This is a genomic window from Rhodococcus sp. G6(2025), from assembly GCF_058628105.1.
This window is the reverse complement of record NZ_CP179750.1, coordinates 101,406-117,529: the sequence shown is the minus strand read 5'-3', so window position 1 is coordinate 117,529 and position 16,124 is coordinate 101,406. Positions and strand designations below refer to the sequence as shown.

Here is a 16,124-nt window from a genome sequence, read left to right as displayed (position 1 = left end):
GAAGGGAAAATCAGGCTTGGGTGAGTCGACCGTCGATGCGACGCCACAACTGGTCGGGGTTGCCGTCGGCGATGGCGGCGGGGAGCAGCGAGCTCGGAACATCCTGGTAGGCAACGGGACGCAGGAACCGTTCGATCGCCAGCGAGCCGACGGACGTGGTACGCGAGTCGGAGGTCGCGGGATGCGGGCCACCGTGCACCATCGCGTGGCCGACCTCGACCCCGGTGGGCCAGCCGTTGAACAGGATCCGGCCGGCCTTGAGCTCGAGGACGGGCAGCAGCCGTCCGGCCTCGTCGAGATCGGCGTCGTCGACGTGGACGGTCGCGGTCAACTGGCCTTCCAGCTGCGCCGCCACGGCACGCACCTGCTCGGCGTCGCGGCACTTGACGATCAGACTGGACGAACCGAATACCTCCTGCTGCAACACCTCCAAACCCAGGAACGTGTCGGCGTCGCTGCTGAACAGGGCGGCCCGGCACGAATTGGGTGCGTCGGACTCGACGCCGCGGGCCTCCACGGTGGCCGCACCCTCGAGGGCGGCGACACCGTCGGCGTAGGAGCCGGCGATGACCGGAGTGAGCATCGGCGTCGGCACCGCCTCGGCGACCGCGGCATTCGCGGCCGCGACGAACTCGGCGAGTCCGGGACCGTCGACGGCGATGACGAGTCCGGGGTTGGTGCAGAACTGGCCGGACCCGAGCGTCAGCGACCCGACGAACGCGCGGCCGAGGTCGGCGCCGCGGGTGGCGAGGGCGTTCTCGAGAAGGAATACCGGGTTGATCGAACTCATCTCGGCGTACACCGGGATGGGTTCCGGACGTCCGGCGGCAGCGGCGACCAGAGCGGTTCCACCGGAACGGGATCCGGTGAATCCGACGGCCTTGATGCGCGGGTCGGTGACCAGTGCGGTGCCGAGCCCGCGGCCCGAGCCGAACAGCAGGGAGAACGTGCCCGCGGGCATGCCGGTGCTCGTGACGGCGTCGGCGATGGCGCGGCCGACGAGTTCGGAGGTGCCGGGGTGCGCGTCGTGAGCCTTCACGACGACGGGGCAGCCCGCAGCCAGCGCGGACGCGGTGTCGCCGCCGGCCACGGAGAAGGCGAGGGGGAAGTTGCTCGCGCCGAACACCGCGACGGGTCCGAGCGGTACCTTCCGCTGCCGGATGTCGGCACGGGGCAGGGGCGTCCGGTCGGGCATCGCGGGATCGATGCGGGCACCGTTCCAGCCACCGTCACGCAGGACGCCGGCGAACAGCCGCAGCTGTCCGGACGTGCGGCCCACCTCACCGGTGATACGGCCCTGGGGAAGTCCGGATTCGGCGCAGGCCCGTGCGATGAGCGTCTCGCCGAGGGCCTCGATGTTGTCGGCGATCGCCTCGAGGAACTGGGCGCGCTTATCGCTGCTCGTTGCGCGGAACGGCGCGAACGCCTCGGCGGCGGCGGCGCAGGCGGCGTCGACGTCTCGTTCGTCACCGTGCGCGAAGCCCGGTTCCAGCCGGCCGTCGGTGGTGGGGTCGATGCCGTGGATCGTCGTGCCGGAACCCTGGACGGGCTTCCCTGCGATGATCATCTGTCCGGTCACGTCGGTCCGGTTCACCGTTGCTGTCATGATTCAGTCCTCGAGTTCTCGTCTGCGTTTCGTATGTGCCGGTGAGAGGTCACTTGGCTGCCACGGTGGGCTCGTCGGAGCCCACCTCTGGCAGGTCGGCGACGTCGTCGATGTCTTCCTTGTCGCGCCGGAAGTACGTCACCGCCGCGGCGGCGGCCAGGGCGAAGAGCGACAACACGACGAGGCCGATCGTCACCGTGCCGGTCTGCTCCTTGATCACTCCGAAGCCGAACGGGGCCACGAAGCCACCCAGGTTGCCCAGCGAGTTGATGATCGCGATCGCCGGCGCCAGCACCATCGGGTGGAGTGTGCGCTGCGGAATGGACCAGAACAGCGGGCTCGCGCTCTTGAATCCCATCGTCGCGACGCACAGCAGCGGAAGCGCCAGCCAGGGCGTGACGAACGCGGCGGCCATCGTGCCGATACCGCCGATGAGCAGCGCGGCGACGAGGTAGGGCTTGTGCCGTCCGGTGCGGTCGGCGGAGCGGTTGGAGTAGTACATCGCGAAGATCGCGCAGATCCACGGCAGCGAGGAGAGCAGCCCGACGGTGACGTCGGTGGTGCCCGGGATGCGGCGGATGATCGACGGGAGCCAGAACGTGTTGGCGTAGATCGCCATGGTGATCGCGAAGAAGATGCCGCAGCACACCAGGATCCGCGGCTGCAGGAGCAGCTTCCAGCGCGAGCCCGACTCGCCGCGCTTCGCGGACGCCTCACTGCGCAGCACGTCCTCCTCGGCGATGACGGCCTGCAGGTCGTGCTTCTCCGGACCGGTGAGCCACTTCGCGTCGTCGATCTTCGAGTCGAGCAGGCGGTAGGCGATGCATCCGACGACGACGGACAGCAGTCCCTCCAGCGCGAACATCCACTGCCAGCCGTGATGCCCGCCGAGTCCGTCGAGGGACAGCAGCGGTCCGGACAGCGGTCCCGAGATGGCGGCCGCGATGGAGGATCCGGCGATGAACAGTGCCGTGGCGCGGCTGCGGTGGTTGTTCGGCAGCCACCGGGTGAAGTAGAAGATGATGGCCGGGAAGAAGCCGGCCTCGGCGACACCGAGGAGGAACCGCAGGGCGTAGAACATCTCCGGGCCGTTGACGAACGCCATCGCCGCGGACACCAGGCCCCACGAGATCATGATGCGGGTGAGCCACACCTTGGCGCCGAACTTCTCCATGAGCACGTTCGACGGCAGTTCGAAGATTGCATAGGCGATGAAGAAGACACCTGCACCGAAGCCGTACGCCGCAGCACCGATTCCCACGTCCGCCTCGAGATGCGTCTGCGCGTAGCCGATGTTGGATCTGTTGAGCTGGTTGCAGATGAGCATGACGATGAACAGCGGGACGACGCGACGGAAGATCTTGGAGACCGCGCTGTCGACTGCCGGGGAAACGGCGAGGGGGAGGGTCATCGGTGACTCCTCTCTGTGTGCTGGCGCTGGTGGTGCGGGGAACGTTGGAGGACTCCGATCACGCCCGGCTACCAGGCGTGACCTGAGTCATAGGAATCACGCTAGAGGCATGTTCGATACATGTCCAAGTCAAAGGTTCTCGTTATCGATGCCGAAGTTGAATCGACTTGGTTCCTGCTAGTTTCCTACCGTGAGCGCCGACGCAGTCACCTTCGAGTTCGTCCGCACGACCCGCGAATTCTTCCCCCAACTGCAACAATGGCTCCGCGAACCGCACGTCGCGCGGTTCTGGAACCACGACACCGCGGACGCCGACATCGAACGCGACTTCGGCGGCAGCATCGACGGCACCGAACCCTGCGAGGACTTCCTCGTCCTGCGCGACGGCGTGCCCTTCGGATTCATCCAGCGGTACCGGATCGCGGACTACCCCGAGGACCTCGCGCTCCTCACGGCCCTCGTCGAGATCCCGCCGGGAAGCATCTCCATCGACTACTACGTCGGCGACCCGCAACACACCGGACAGGGACTGGGAACCGCGATGATCAGCGCGTTCGTCGCCAAGTGCCGCGCCGACCTACCCGACGCCACCGCGATCGTCGTCCCCGTCGTCGTCCCCAACCGGGCGTCGTGGCGCGCGCTCGAGAAGGCCGGCTTCCGCCGCGTCGGCGAGGGCTACCTGCCGCCGGACAACCCCATCGACGACGGCGCCCACTACATCAGCAGGCTCGATCTGGACGAGCTCCGGAAGATTCAGCCGGCGTCGCCCGACCGCTGAGCGCGCCAGCGGCTCGGGCTGCATCCGAACCGCCCGCTGAACCAGCGCGAGAAGTTACTGGGCGCCGAGAACGCCAGCACGTCCGCGATCTCGGTGAGACTCAGGCGGGGATTCGCGACCATCCGTTCGGCGAGTTCGACGCGGGTCGCGTCGAGGACGGTCGAGAACGTCTCCCCACTCTCGGCGAGGCGGCGATGCACCGTTCGCCGGTCGACCCCCAGACTGCGAGCCACTTGCTCGACGGAACAGCGGCCCGTCGGCAGCAGTAGTTCGATCAGCTCGCGGACCCGGCTCACGATCGTCACGTCGTCCGACGGCTCCCAGGACTCGAGGAGTTGCTGGGTGTAGCGACGGAGCAGTGGATCGGACATCTTGTTCGGCTCAGCCAGGTCGCCGGCGTCGATGACGATGCCTGCGAACTCGTGGTCGAAGTTCACCACCGGTCCGAACAGACGCCGGTGGGTAGCCGCGTCCGCAGGAGCCGGATGAGGGAAGCAGACGGCGAGCGGTTTCCAGCCGCCCCCGAGGAAGCCGCGCAGCAGCCGGTGCAGCACTCCAACCGCCAGTTCCACCGACTGCCGTGTCTCGGTTGCCTCCCCCACGTCCAGTTCGACACGCAACGTCGCGAGACCGTTCGACTCGGACATCCGCGTCTGCAACGCCTCGTTGTACGTGTGCGTGTACCGCGTGAGCACGCGCAGGGCGCTGCGGACGTCGGGCTCCTCGCGCACGACGAGGCTGAGCGGGCCAAGGTTGGAGAACTGCCGGCGCTCGGCGAGGCGCACCCCGAAGTCTGCGTGCCCGGACGCCTCCACCGACTGCTCGAGCAGGTGCGCGATCGCCGCGGCCGGGATCCATCGGTCTTGCAGTGCGAGGCCGGACGGATCAAGGCCGGCGGACCTCATCAACGGCACCGGATCGACGCCGAGCGACCGGCACAGCTCGAGGTATCCGTTCAGCGACGCGTAGCGCGCAAGGGGTTTCATGCCACCTCCAATGCCCTGTCCCGAAATGATAGGCCGTCTGTCCCGTCAGGATAAGCAATCGACCGGGTGCGCCCGTACTGTTAGGTGCATCACAGAAGCGGTCGGAGAGGTGATCCGCCACACCGGGCCACCCCCGCCCCGCCCGACCGCGACCGGTCCGGCGGCGGCACCGCACCGATCATCACATCGAAGGAGAAATACTGTGGCACAGGCTGTTCGGTTCTACGAGCACGGCGCTCCGGAAGTCATGAAGTGGGAGAACGTCGAGGTCGGGGAGCCCGGGCCCCACGGGGTGCGGATCCGGCACGAAGCCGTCGGACTGAACTTCGCCGACACCTACTTCCGCACCGGCCTGTACCCGGCCGAGTTGCCCGCGGGCATGGGAGTGGAGGCGGCCGGTGTCGTCGAGGAAGTCGGCTCCGGCGTGACCCACGTGCAGGTCGGTGACCGCGTCACCTACACGGGCAGCCCCCTCGGCGCCTACAGCACCGAACGCGTGATGCCGGCCGCACCGCTGATCCCGCTGCCCGAAGCGATCCGCTTCGACACCGCGGCCGCGATGACAATGCGCGGTCTGACCACGGCCTACCTGCTGCGGCGCATCCACCCGCTGAAGGCGGGCGACACCGTGCTCCTGCACGCCGCGGCCGGCGGCGTCGGCCTGATCTTCACGCAGTGGGCAAAGTTGCTGGGCATCAACGTGATCGGCACCGTGTCCACCGACGAGAAGGCCGCGATCGCTCGCGCCCACGGGTGTGAGCACGTGATCGTCTACACCCGGGAGAACGTCGCCGAGCGGGTTCGGGAAATCACCGACGGTGTCGGCGTCCCCGTCGTGTACGACAGCATCGGCGAGTCCACCTTCCAGACGTCGCTCGACTGCCTCGCCCGGCGCGGACTGCTGGTGTGCTTCGGAACGGCCTCCGGACCGATTCCTCCGATCAACGCGATGCAGTTGGCTGTCAAGGGTTCACTGTTCGTCACCCGACCCGCGCTCGCCGACTACATCGCCGACCCGGCGGAGCGCGCCGAACTCGCCGGTGAACTCTTCGGGCACGTCGAGGCCGGCCGGATCCGGATCGAGATCAACCAAAGCTACGGGCTCGAGGACGCCGTCCAGGCGCACCACGATCTCGAATCCGGCCGCAGCATCGGCTCCTCCGTGTTCCGACTCTGACAGCGCGCCACCACATTCACCCCGACGGAGACACCACCATGACCGACACCGCGCAACTGACCTACTCGCCCGAACCGCACACGATCCTCTCCCCTTCCGGATCCTTCCGATTCGCACCGCTCACCTGCTCGATCGGCGCCGAACTGTTCGACGTGAACCTCGGTGACGCCGCCCGCGACGACGCCCTGTTCGCCGAACTGCGGGAACTGCTGCTCGAGTACAAGGTTTTGTTCCTCCGCGACCAGGACATGTCCCGCGCCGAGCACGTGGCGCTGGCCGAGCGGTTCGGCCCGCTCGAGGACCACCCGGCCGTGGGGAGCGACCCCGACCACCCGGGGCTGGTGCAAATCTACAAGGACCTCGACAGCCCGGCCGAGCACTACGAGAATGCCTTTCACTGCGACGCCACCTGGCGGGAGAACCCGCCGATGGGCTGCGTGCTCCGCTGCGTGGAGACGCCCCCGATCGGCGGAGACACCATCTGGGTGAACATGGCCCTGGCGTACGAGAAGCTTCCCGAGCAGGTCAAGAAGCAGATCGACGGACTCCGCGCCCGGCACAGCATCGAGGCGTCGTTCGGTGCCGCGCAGCCGCTGGAACAGCGGCACGCGCTGCACGAGAGGTTCCCCGACGCCGAGCACCCCGTGGTGCGCACGCACCCCGACACCGGCGAAAAGATCTTGTTCGTCAACGCTTTCGCGACCCACTTCGTCAATTACCACACCCCGGAGAACATCCGGTACGGCATCGACTACGCGCCCGGCAGCAGCAACCTGCTCAACTACCTGATCAGCCAGGCGTCGATTCCCGAGTACCAGGTGCGGTGGCGGTGGACGAAGAACAGCGTCGCGATCTGGGACAACCGGTCCACCCAGCACTACGCGGTCCAGGACTACTGGCCCGCCGTCCGCAAGATGGAGCGCGCCGGCATCATCGGCGACCGGCCCTTCTGAATTACTCACTGCCCCTTTTCATCAGATCCGATTTCGAACGGAGAACACCATGCACTTCCACGACGACGCCCTCTTCCCCGAGACCCAGGAGAAGCTGGTCATCACCTGTGCCCCGTACGGTCCCGAGTGGGAGCCGGACGACTTCCGCGAAGACCTGCCGCTGACGATGGACGAGCACGTCCAGAAAGCGGTGGACTGCTACGAGGCCGGCGCCACCGTCCTGCACATCCACGTCCGTGAGCTCGACGGCAAGGGCTCCAAGCGGCTCTCGAAGTTCAACGAGTTGCTCGCCGGACTCCGCCAGGCGGTGCCGGACATGATCCTGCAGGTCGGCGGATCGATCTCCTTCGCACCCGAAGGCGAAGGGGCGGATGCGAAGTGGCTCTCGGACGACACCCGGCACATGCTGGCCGACCTCGATCCCGCACCCGACCAGGTGACGATCGCGATCAACACCTCTCAGATGAACATCATGGAACTCATGACCGCCGACGACATCGCCGGCACCTCGATGGAGCGGCCCGAGCTCGCCGAGGCGTACCGGGAGATGACGGTACCGGCAGGCCCGGCGTGGGTCGAGGAGCATCTGCGTCGCCTGCAGGCCGCCGGAATTCAGCCGCACTTCCAGCTCTCGAGCATCCCCCAGCTCGAGACCGTCGAGCGGCTCATCCGGCGCGGGATCTACACCGGCCCGCTCAACCTGACCTGGGTCGGCATCGGCGGCGGCTTCGACGGCCCCAACCCGTACAACATCATGAACTTCATCCAGCGAGTCCCGGACGGCGCCTGCCTGACCCTCGAGACCCTGATGCGCAGCGTGCTGCCGGTCAACGCGATGGCGATCGCGATGGGCCTGCACCCCCGTTGCGGTAACGAGGACACCATCTGGGGACGCAAGGGCGAGAAGATGACCTCCGTCCAGCAGATCGAGCAGTTGGTCCGCGTCGCGGGTGAACTGGGCCGCGAAGTGGCCACCGGCAAGGAGGCCCGCGACATCTACCGGATCGGTCAGACCTACACCGACGCCGACGAGACCCTCGTCAAGCTCGGCTACGCGCCCAACCGCCGTCCCGGCCAGGTGGGCTTCACCCACCACGCCTGAGTTCCGGCGCCGGGGGGATCTCGGTCACGACCGGGGAGAGAGCGGGTAGATCGCTGCCCGCTCTCTCCCCCACCCCTTTATCACTCCTGACGGCCATAGGAGGCCTCATGGGACTGCCTGCCACCACCGCCCTGAACACCACCACCCCGAATACCACCACCGGGAGCACCGCTCCGGCCTCCCGGTCCCGGTTCTATCCGTGGATCGTCTTCGCACTCACCTTCGGTCTGCTGCTGTCGGACTACATGTCCCGGCAGGTCCTCAGTGCCGTCTTCCCGCTCCTCAAAACCGAATGGACACTGACCGATTCACAGCTGGCGTCGCTCAGCAGCGTCGTCGCGCTGATGGTCGGACTGCTCACCCTCCCGCTGTCGCTGCTCGCCGACCGGTGGGGTCGCGTGAAGAGCCTGCTCCTGATGGCCGTGCTCTGGAGCCTCGCCACCCTGCTCTGCGCCGTGGCGAGCAGCTACGAGCAGATGCTCGGGGCCCGCTTCCTGGTCGGCGTGGGTGAAGCCGCGTACGGCAGCGTCGGCATCGCGGTGGTTCTCAGCGTGTTCGCCCCGCGAGTGCACTCCACGCTCAGCGGCGCCTTCATGGGCGGCGGATCGTTCGGGTCCGTGATCGGCGTCGCCCTCGGCGGCGTGATCGCCGTCAACCTCGGCTGGCGCTGGTCGTTCGCCGCGATGGCCGTCTTCGGGCTCATGCTCGTCGCCCTGTTCCGGGCTCTGGTCTCCGAACGCAAACTGGCGCAGCATGCGGCCGACGACGACCCGGCCGACGCACCCGGCCCCGCCGGATTCCGCGCGCCGATCTCGAGCCTGTTCACCACCCCCGCCGTCGTGTTCGCCTACATCGGTGGTGGTCTCCAGATGTTCACCGCAGGTGTGCTTCTGGCGTGGCTGCCGAGCTTCTTCAACCGGTCCTACGGTCTCGCCCTCGACAAGGCCGGTGCGATGGCCTCGATCTTCGTCCTCCTCGTCGGCAGCGGCATGGTGGTGTGCGGCATCATCACCGACCGCGTGAGCCGCAACGATCCCGCTCGGAAATGGACCACCGCGGTGGTCTTCGGAGTGATCTCCCTCGTCTTCCTCGGCGCCGGGTTCCAGTTGCCGACCGGCACGTCCCAACTGGTCCTGATCGGTATCGGTGCCTTCTTCTCCGCCGGCTCGTCCGGCCCCATCGCCGCGATGGTCGCGAACCTCACCCACTCGTCGGTGCGCGCCTCGGCCTTCGGCACGCTCACCCTCGCCAACAACCTCCTCGGACTGGCACTGGGACCCTTCGTCGTCGGGGTGCTTGCCGACCGCTTCGGGCTCGTCACTGCCTTGCAGATCGCTCCCCTGATCTACATCGTCGCGATCATCGCCCTCGTCCTCGGCAAGCGCGCCTACCCGGCCGGACGCCGCAAGCTCGCCGCCCTCACCACCGCACCCGCCTGATCCACCTCCGAAGAACTGGAGTCGACCGTGACCACCTCCACCTCCACCGCACCGACCGTGGTGATCGTGCCCGGACTGCGGGACCACGTCGCCGACCACTGGCAGACCTTGCTCGCCGAGAGACTCGACACCGCGCGGACGGTGCCGCCGCTCGAACGGGACAAGCTCAGCCTCGCGGCCCGGGTCGCCGCCCTCGACGCCGTCGTCGCCGACATCGACGGCCCGGTCGTGCTGGTCGCTCACAGTGCGGGAGTGGCGATCACCGTCCACTGGGCGCAGCAGTCCACCCGCCCGGTCCAGGGCGCCCTGCTGGTCACCCCACCGGACCTCGAGGAACCACTGCCCGCGGGGTATCCCACCCCCGGGGAACTCGAGCAGGGTGGCTGGGATCCCGTCCCCCGGGGCCGGCTGCCGTTCCCCAGCGTCGTCGCCGCCAGCACCAACGATCCGATGGCCCGATTCCGCCGGGTCGCCGGGATGGCCGAGTCGTGGGGCAGCAAGCTCGTCGACCTCGGCGCGGTCGGCCACCTCAATCCCGCCGCCGGCTACGGGTACTGGCCGTACGCCGAGGAACTGCTTCGGGAACTGATTGAGAGCACGGTCGTCCCCGGCCTCGCGAACGCAGATGCCCGATGACGCGCAAAGTGTTCGGTTCGGCCGCCGACGCCGTCGCGGACATCGGGCCCGGTGCGTCGCTGGCGGTCGGCGGGTTCGGGTTGTGCGGCATCCCGGACGAGCTGATCGCCGCGATCGCCGCCGGTGACGCCACCGACCTGGAGGTGTACTCCAACAACTGCGGCGTCGACGACCGCGGGCTCGGGATCCTGCTCACCCGCAACCGGATTCGCCGCGTCACCGCGTCATATGTCGGGGAGAACAAGGAATTCGCCCGCCAGTACCTGTCGGGTGAACTCGAGGTCGAACTGACGCCGCAGGGCACCCTGGCCGAGAAGCTGCGTGCCGGCGGTGCGGGGATCCCCGCGTTCTTCACCCCTGCCGGGGTCGGAACGCCCGTGTCCGACGGCGGGCTGCCGTGGCGGTACGCAGCCGACGGGTCGGTGGCCGTCGCGTCTCCGCCGAAGGAGGTCCGCGAGTTCGCGGGTCGCGAATACGTGCTCGAGGAGTCGATCACCGCCGACTTCGCACTCGTCCACGCTCGCATCGGCGACAGCGAAGGCAACCTCGTGTTCGCGAAGGCCGCAGGCAACTTCAACCCGCTCGCCGCGATGGCCGGCCGCATTTGTATCGCACAGGTCGAGCAGCTCGTCGAGCCCGGGGTCCTCGACCCGGCGCGGGTGCACCTGCCGGGGATCTTCGTCGACCGCATCGTCCACACCGGGACTCAGGACAAGCAGATCGAGAAGCGCACCGTCGCCGCGAGGAAGGACTGACATGACCACCATCGTCGAGACGATCGGCTGGACCCGCGAGGACATGGCAGCCCGTGCCGCCCGGGAACTGTCGCCGGGTGAGTACGTCAACCTCGGTATCGGGCTGCCCACGCTGATCCCGAACTTCCTGCCCGCGGGGTTCGACGTGACGCTGCACAGCGAGAACGGCATCCTCGGCACCGGACCGTATCCGGACGAGGACGCGGTGGATGCGGATCTGATCAACGCAGGCAAGGAAACGGTCACCGTCAACGCGGGTGCGTCGTTCTTCGATTCGGCGCTCAGCTTCGGGATGATCCGCGGCGCCCACATCGACACCGCCGTCCTCGGCGGAATGCAGGTCTCCGCGGCAGGCGACCTCGCGAACTGGATGGTTCCGGGGAGGATGGTCAAGGGCATGGGCGGTGCGATGGACCTCGTGCACGGCGCCCGCAAAGTCATCGTGGTCATGGAGCACTGCGACAAGTCCGGTGCCCCGAAGATCGTCGAACGCTGCACCCTGCCTCTCACCGGACGCGGTGTCGTGCACCGGGTCATCACCAACCTAGCCGTCGTCGACGTCACCGACTCCGGTCTCGTGTTGCGCGAGTGCGCGCCCGGGGTCACCGAAGACCTGGTGCGCGCCGCCACCGCAGCGGCGCTGTCGTAGCGCTTCTCCCACCCTCCCACCACGAGAAAGTCTCCCGTGCTCAACCTTTCCGTCCTTCTCGAAGACTCCGCCCGCCGATTCCCCGACCGCGATGCCCTGATTCTCGGCGACGCACGGATGACGTACGCCGACCTCGACGCCCGGTCGAACCAGGTCGCGAACCTGCTGATGTCGTGCGGCATCGAACCCGGTGACAAGGTCGCGCTCTCCTGTCCCAACATCCCCCAGTTCCCCGTCGTCTACTACGGCATCCTCAAGGCCGGCGCGGTGGTCGTACCGCTCAACGTCCTCCTCAAGGACCGCGAGATCGCTTATCACCTCGCAGATTCCGACGCCAAGGCGTACTTGTGCTACGACGGCACCCCCGACCTGCCGATGGGCGAGTACGGGCGCTCCGCGTTCACGCAGAGTCCGCACTGCCGCAGCATGTTCCGCATCACCACCGACCCGGACGCTCCCGCCACGATCGACGGCATCGGAACACTCGCGGACGCCGTCGCGGATCGCGACGCCGAGGTCGAGACCGTGGTCCGCGAACCCGGGGACACCGCCGTCATCCTCTACACGAGCGGGACCACCGGAAAACCCAAGGGCGCTGAGCTCACCCACGCCAACATGGTGCTCAACGCGCTGACCGCCAACCGGCTCTTCGACAGCACACCGGCCACCCACGACCGGTACCTGGTGACCCTGCCGCTGTTCCACTCGTTCGGCCAGACCGTCACCCTCAATGCCGGCATCTCGGTCGGGGCGACTCTCGTGCTGCTGCCCCGGTTCGAGGCCGCCGCCGCACTCGATCTCATCGAACGGGAGAACATCACCGTCTTCGCCGGGGTGCCCACCATGTACTGGGGTCTGCTCGGTGCCCTCGACGAACACCCCGCCGACATCGACCGCATCGCCGGCAACATGCGACTCGCGATCTCCGGTGGCGCCGCGCTGCCGGTGGAGATCCTCACCCGGTTCGCCGACCGCTTCGGTGTGCAGATCCTCGAGGGATACGGACTGTCCGAGACCTCGCCGCTCGCGACGTTCAGCGATCCCGGCGGCGATCCACGGCCCGGCTCGATCGGTGTCCCCGTGTGGGGAATCGAGGCCCGGCTCGTCGACAAGGACTGGAACACCGTCACCGGCGCCGGTGACATCGGCGAGATCGCGTTGCGCGGCCACAACATCATGAAGGGCTACTACAACCGCCCGGACGCCACGGCAGAAGTGCTGCGGGACGGCTGGTTCCGGACCGGTGACCTCGCCCGCGTCGACGACGACGGCTTCTACTACATCGTCGACCGGGCCAAGGACCTGATCGTGCGCGGCGGATTCAACGTGTACCCCCGTGAGATCGAAGAAGTCCTCCTCGGCCACGACGCCATTTCTCTCGCCGCCGTCGTCGGCGTCCCCGACGACAGTCACGGCGAGGAGATCAAGGCCTACGTCATCCTCGAGCCCGGCGCACGGGTCACCGCGGACGAGGTGATCGCCTGGGCCAAGCAGCAGATGGCGAGCTACAAGTACCCCCGCACCGTCGAATTCGTCACCACCCTTCCCATGACCGCCACCGGCAAGATCCTCAAACGCGAACTCGGCCGCGCCCCGGCCGCACTCTGATACCGAAAGCACAAGCGTGAGCGACACTCCCCTCCCCACCATCCCCGACGAGCTCACCGCTCCCCTCGACCTTCTGCTCACCAGCGGAACCCGCGGCGTCGCCGCCCGCATGCTCCCCGACAGCTCGTGGACCCGTCTCGGGGTCGGCCTCGCCGGCCGGCCGGGTACCGTTGCCCGGCGCGGCGGCGCCCTCGTCCGCGAACTCGGCGCCATCGCCGTCGGCACCTCGGATCGAACTCCCGCGAAGTCGGACAAACGCTTCGGCGACGCCGCGTGGCAGCAGAATCCGGCCCTGCGCCGGGCGATGCAGGCGTATCTCGCGACGTCGCACACCGCTGCGGCCCTGCTCGACGACGCCGAACTGGACTGGCGTGACCACGAGCGGATGCGGTTCGTCCTCGACAACCTCGTCGAAGGCCTGTCCCCCACCAACAATCCACTTCTCAGCCCGCTGGGCTGGAAGGCAATGGTGGACACGGGCGGCCTCAGTGCGGCACGCGGAGTCCGCGCGCTCGTCCGCGACATGCTGTCGAAACCGCGCGTGCCCGCCATGGTCGAACCCGACGCGTTCGCCGTCGGGGAGGACGTGGCTGCGACGAAGGGCGCCGTGGTCCTGCAGACCCGCACCTTCGAACTGATCCACTACACGCCGCAGACCGAACAGGTCCACGCCACACCGCTGTTGATCGTCCCGCCCGTCATCAACAAGTACTACATCCTCGACATCGCACCGGGCCGCAGTCTGATCGAGTACCTCCTGCAGCAGGGTCAGCAGGTCTTCGCGATCTCCTGGCGCAACCCCCACGCCCGGCACCGGGACTGGGATGCCGACACCTACGGCGCGGCGATCGTGGAGGCGCTCGATACGGCGCAGTGCATTGCCGGGACCGACAGCGCCCACGTCCTGGGCACCTGCTCGGGTGGGATTCTCGCGGCGATGGTCGCGGCACATCTCGCCGAGATCGGTGAGGGCGACCGCATCGCCGGCCTCACCCTGGCCGTCACCGTCCTCGACCAGACCCAGGCCGGCACCGCGGCTGCCGTCATGAGCGAGCGCGCCGCCGCGGCCGCGATCCGCGACTCGGCCGCCAAGGGATATCTCGACGGCCGCACCCTCGCCGAGATGTTCGCCTGGCTGCGTCCGACCGACCTGGTCTGGCGGTACTGGGTGAACAACTACGTGCAGGGCCGGGCTCCTGCCGCCTTCGACGTGCTGTTCTGGAACTCCGACACCACCCGCATGGCGGCGGCACTGCACCGCGATCTCGTCCTGCTCGGGCTGCGCAACGCGCTGACGACGCCGGGCGCTGCGACCATGCTCGGCACACCCGTCGACCTGGCCACCGTGACCGCCGACGCGTACGTCGTCGGCGGCTCCGCCGACCACCTCTGCCCGTGGCAGTCCACCTACCGGAGCGCTCGCCTGCTCGGCAGCAAGGACTCCCGCTTCGTGCTGTCGTCGAACGGACACATCGCCTCACTCGTGAACCCGCCGGGCAATCCGCGGGCGTCCTTCCGATTCGGGCAGCCCGTCCCGGAGACTCCCGACGAGTGGCTGGCCGCGGCGGAGACCGCGTCCGACTCGTGGTGGCCCGACTACGCCCGCTGGCTGGCCGAGCGCAGCGGACCCGACATCGACGCACCCCACGGCCTCGGTGCCCGGCAGTTCCCGCCACTCGCCCCGGCACCGGGCACCTACGTCCATCACAGCTGACCCGCACGACACGATCAGAGGCACACCATGACCATGAACCTTGCCCACCCCACCGATCTCCTCGGGCTCGTCGGACAGACCGTCGGAACCACCGGCACGCTCAAAATTGCTCAGGATCAGGTGAATCTGTTCGCCGACGCGACCGGGGACCACCAGTGGATCCACACCGATCCCGAACGCGCGGCCCATGGCCCCTTCGGCTGCACCATCGCGCACGGCTATCTCACGCTGTCGCTCGCCCCGAGCATCCTCGCCGAGGTTCTCACCGTCGACGGCGTCCACGCCGCCCTCAATTACGGCCTGAACAAGGTGCGGTTCCCGGCGCCCGTGCCCGTCGGTTCCGCGCTGCGCGTCACAGTGTCCGTGATCGCCGCGCAACGGAAACCGGCCGGCATCGAGGCAGTCTTCGGGTTGACCTACGAGATCGACGGCGGAACGCGTCCGGTATGCATCGCGGACGTCGTGGTGCTCTACACGTGAGCGTGACCGAATTGTTCGGCAGGGGCGACCGGTTCGAAGACAGGGACGTTCCGGTCGGGGGTCGGCGGATCCGGGTGCGGATCCGCCGCGGGACCGGTGTGCCCCTGGTTCTGTGCAACGGCATCGGAGCGGGCCTGGAAGTACTGGACCCGCTGGTCGCCGCGATGGATCCGGCGGCGACGATCATCAGTTTCGACGTGCCCGGTACTGGGGGTTCGTCGGCCTCACCGGTCCCGTACGGGATTCCTGCCCTCGCGTGCGGCCTGAGCCGCCTCCTCACCGAGATCGGGGTCGATGTCGTCGACATCCTCGGCTTGTCCTGGGGCGGAGCGCTGGCCCAGCAGTTCGCCCTGCAGAATCCGCGGCGCTGTCGGCGCGTCGTCCTCGTCGCCACCGGGACCGGGGCCCTGATGATTCCGGGCCACCCGCGTGTGCTCGCGAAGATGCTGACTCCGAGGCGGTTCACCGACACCGGCTATGCGGCTGCCATCGCCGGCGACCTGTACGGTGGCACGGCCCGCCTCGGCGGTGAAGCCGTCGCGCGAGTCTTCAGAAAACAGATGCACACGGGCTCCCGCATCGGTTATCTCCACCAGCTCCTCGCGGGGGCGATGTGGACGAGCCTGCCGATACTTCCGCTCATCCGGCAGCCCACACTGATCGTCGCGGGCACCGACGACCCGATCATTCCCATCGCCAACGCCCACATCATGAACGCGCTCCTGCCGCACGCGACGCTGCACCTGCACCCCGGCGGTCACCTCGACATCGTCACCAATGCAACCGATCTCGCACCCGCTGTCAGGTCCTTCCTCGCGTCGCCGTAGCCG

Annotated in this window: 15 protein-coding genes; 12 read left to right on the top strand and 3 right to left on the bottom strand. The window is 68.1% G+C overall.

The genetic code is table 11. The features are described from left to right. Positions 1–10: 10 nt before the first annotated feature. Both ACLIVD_RS00565 and ACLIVD_RS00560 read right to left on the bottom strand, forming a co-directional pair. Positions 11–1,606 carry an aldehyde dehydrogenase (NADP(+)) gene (locus ACLIVD_RS00565; RefSeq protein ID WP_491931738.1) on the bottom strand — a complete coding sequence of 532 codons (1,596 nt, stop codon included), beginning with the start codon at positions 1,604–1,606 and terminating at the stop codon, positions 11–13. A 49-nt stretch (positions 1,607–1,655) separates the two neighbouring features. After that, complete coding sequence (locus ACLIVD_RS00560) at positions 1,656–3,017, bottom strand: MFS transporter (protein ID WP_061044312.1); 1,362 nt, start codon at positions 3,015–3,017, stop codon at positions 1,656–1,658. 190 nt (positions 3,018–3,207) lie between these two features. Between ACLIVD_RS00560 and ACLIVD_RS00555 the strand changes: the two genes are divergently transcribed. Next, positions 3,208–3,795 carry a GNAT family N-acetyltransferase gene (locus tag ACLIVD_RS00555; protein ID WP_283353080.1) on the top strand — a complete coding sequence of 196 codons (588 nt, stop codon included), beginning with the start codon at positions 3,208–3,210 and terminating at the stop codon, positions 3,793–3,795. On the opposite strand, the gene ACLIVD_RS00550 is transcribed toward ACLIVD_RS00555, so the two are convergent. Further along, entirely contained in the window at positions 3,771–4,781 is a 1,011-nt protein-coding gene (locus ACLIVD_RS00550; protein ID WP_477953004.1) for an AraC family transcriptional regulator, read from the bottom strand. The two genes, ACLIVD_RS00555 and ACLIVD_RS00550, sit on opposite strands and share 25 nt — an antisense overlap. A gap of 202 nt (positions 4,782–4,983) precedes the next feature. Here ACLIVD_RS00550 and ACLIVD_RS00545 point away from each other — a divergent pair, with 202 nt between their 5' ends. The 11 genes from ACLIVD_RS00545 (at position 4,984) to ACLIVD_RS00495 (ending at position 16,121) form a co-directional block, all read left to right on the top strand. Continuing rightward, a complete protein-coding gene (locus ACLIVD_RS00545) occupies positions 4,984–5,958 on the top strand; it encodes a quinone oxidoreductase family protein (RefSeq protein WP_283335789.1) in 975 nt (324 codons plus the stop codon). A 38-nt stretch (positions 5,959–5,996) separates the two neighbouring features. After that, entirely contained in the window at positions 5,997–6,911 is a 915-nt protein-coding gene (locus ACLIVD_RS00540) for a TauD/TfdA dioxygenase family protein (protein ID WP_477953003.1), read from the top strand. Positions 6,912–6,960: 49 nt separating this feature from the next. Then, complete coding sequence (locus ACLIVD_RS00535; RefSeq protein ID WP_491931737.1) at positions 6,961–8,013, top strand: beta-keto acid cleavage family enzyme; 1,053 nt, start codon at positions 6,961–6,963, stop codon at positions 8,011–8,013. Positions 8,014–8,120: 107 nt separating this feature from the next. Next, entirely contained in the window at positions 8,121–9,452 is a 1,332-nt protein-coding gene (locus tag ACLIVD_RS00530) for an MFS transporter (protein WP_283353081.1), read from the top strand. Between the two features lie 27 nt (positions 9,453–9,479). Further along, positions 9,480–10,088 carry an RBBP9/YdeN family alpha/beta hydrolase gene (locus tag ACLIVD_RS00525; RefSeq protein ID WP_283335793.1) on the top strand — a complete coding sequence of 203 codons (609 nt, stop codon included), beginning with the start codon at positions 9,480–9,482 and terminating at the stop codon, positions 10,086–10,088. Continuing rightward, a complete protein-coding gene (locus ACLIVD_RS00520; protein WP_491931736.1) occupies positions 10,085–10,843 on the top strand; it encodes a CoA transferase subunit A in 759 nt (252 codons plus the stop codon). The genes ACLIVD_RS00525 and ACLIVD_RS00520 overlap by 4 nt, the downstream gene beginning before the upstream one ends. 1 nt (position 10,844) lies before the next feature. Beyond that, a complete protein-coding gene (locus tag ACLIVD_RS00515; RefSeq protein ID WP_317570924.1) occupies positions 10,845–11,492 on the top strand; it encodes a CoA transferase subunit B in 648 nt (215 codons plus the stop codon). 36 nt (positions 11,493–11,528) lie between these two features. Further along, positions 11,529–13,100: a long-chain-fatty-acid--CoA ligase gene (locus ACLIVD_RS00510; RefSeq protein ID WP_283353085.1), complete on the top strand. Its 1,572-nt coding sequence runs from the start codon at positions 11,529–11,531 to the stop codon at positions 13,098–13,100. Positions 13,101–13,116: 16 nt separating this feature from the next. Beyond that, positions 13,117–14,814, top strand: a complete 1,698-nt coding sequence (locus ACLIVD_RS00505; protein WP_491931735.1) for a PHA/PHB synthase family protein — start codon at positions 13,117–13,119, stop codon at positions 14,812–14,814. A 27-nt stretch (positions 14,815–14,841) separates the two neighbouring features. Next, positions 14,842–15,294 carry a MaoC family dehydratase gene (locus ACLIVD_RS00500; protein WP_280782851.1) on the top strand — a complete coding sequence of 151 codons (453 nt, stop codon included), beginning with the start codon at positions 14,842–14,844 and terminating at the stop codon, positions 15,292–15,294. Further along, positions 15,291–16,121 (top strand): alpha/beta fold hydrolase, encoded by an 831-nt coding sequence (locus ACLIVD_RS00495; RefSeq protein WP_491931734.1) that lies wholly within the window; start codon positions 15,291–15,293, stop codon positions 16,119–16,121. Before ACLIVD_RS00500 ends, ACLIVD_RS00495 begins: the two co-directional genes overlap by 4 nt. Positions 16,122–16,124 lie beyond the last annotated feature (3 nt).

Excerpts from the sequence above, each read along its gene's own strand:
- ACLIVD_RS00565 (WP_491931738.1), bottom strand. The coding sequence starts at position 1,606 with ATGACAGCAACGGTGAACCGGACCGACGTGACCGGACAGATGATCATC.
- ACLIVD_RS00560 (WP_061044312.1), bottom strand. The coding sequence starts at position 3,017 with ATGACCCTCCCCCTCGCCGTTTCCCCGGCAGTCGACAGCGCGGTCTCC.
- ACLIVD_RS00550 (WP_477953004.1), bottom strand. The coding sequence starts at position 4,781 with ATGAAACCCCTTGCGCGCTACGCGTCGCTGAACGGATACCTCGAGCTG.
- ACLIVD_RS00540 (WP_477953003.1), top strand. The coding sequence starts at position 5,997 with ATGACCGACACCGCGCAACTGACCTACTCGCCCGAACCGCACACGATC.
- ACLIVD_RS00535 (WP_491931737.1), top strand. The coding sequence starts at position 6,961 with ATGCACTTCCACGACGACGCCCTCTTCCCCGAGACCCAGGAGAAGCTG.
- ACLIVD_RS00530 (WP_283353081.1), top strand. The coding sequence starts at position 8,121 with ATGGGACTGCCTGCCACCACCGCCCTGAACACCACCACCCCGAATACC.
- ACLIVD_RS00520 (WP_491931736.1), top strand. The coding sequence starts at position 10,085 with ATGACGCGCAAAGTGTTCGGTTCGGCCGCCGACGCCGTCGCGGACATC.
- ACLIVD_RS00515 (WP_317570924.1), top strand. The coding sequence starts at position 10,845 with ATGACCACCATCGTCGAGACGATCGGCTGGACCCGCGAGGACATGGCA.
- ACLIVD_RS00500 (WP_280782851.1), top strand. The coding sequence starts at position 14,842 with ATGACCATGAACCTTGCCCACCCCACCGATCTCCTCGGGCTCGTCGGA.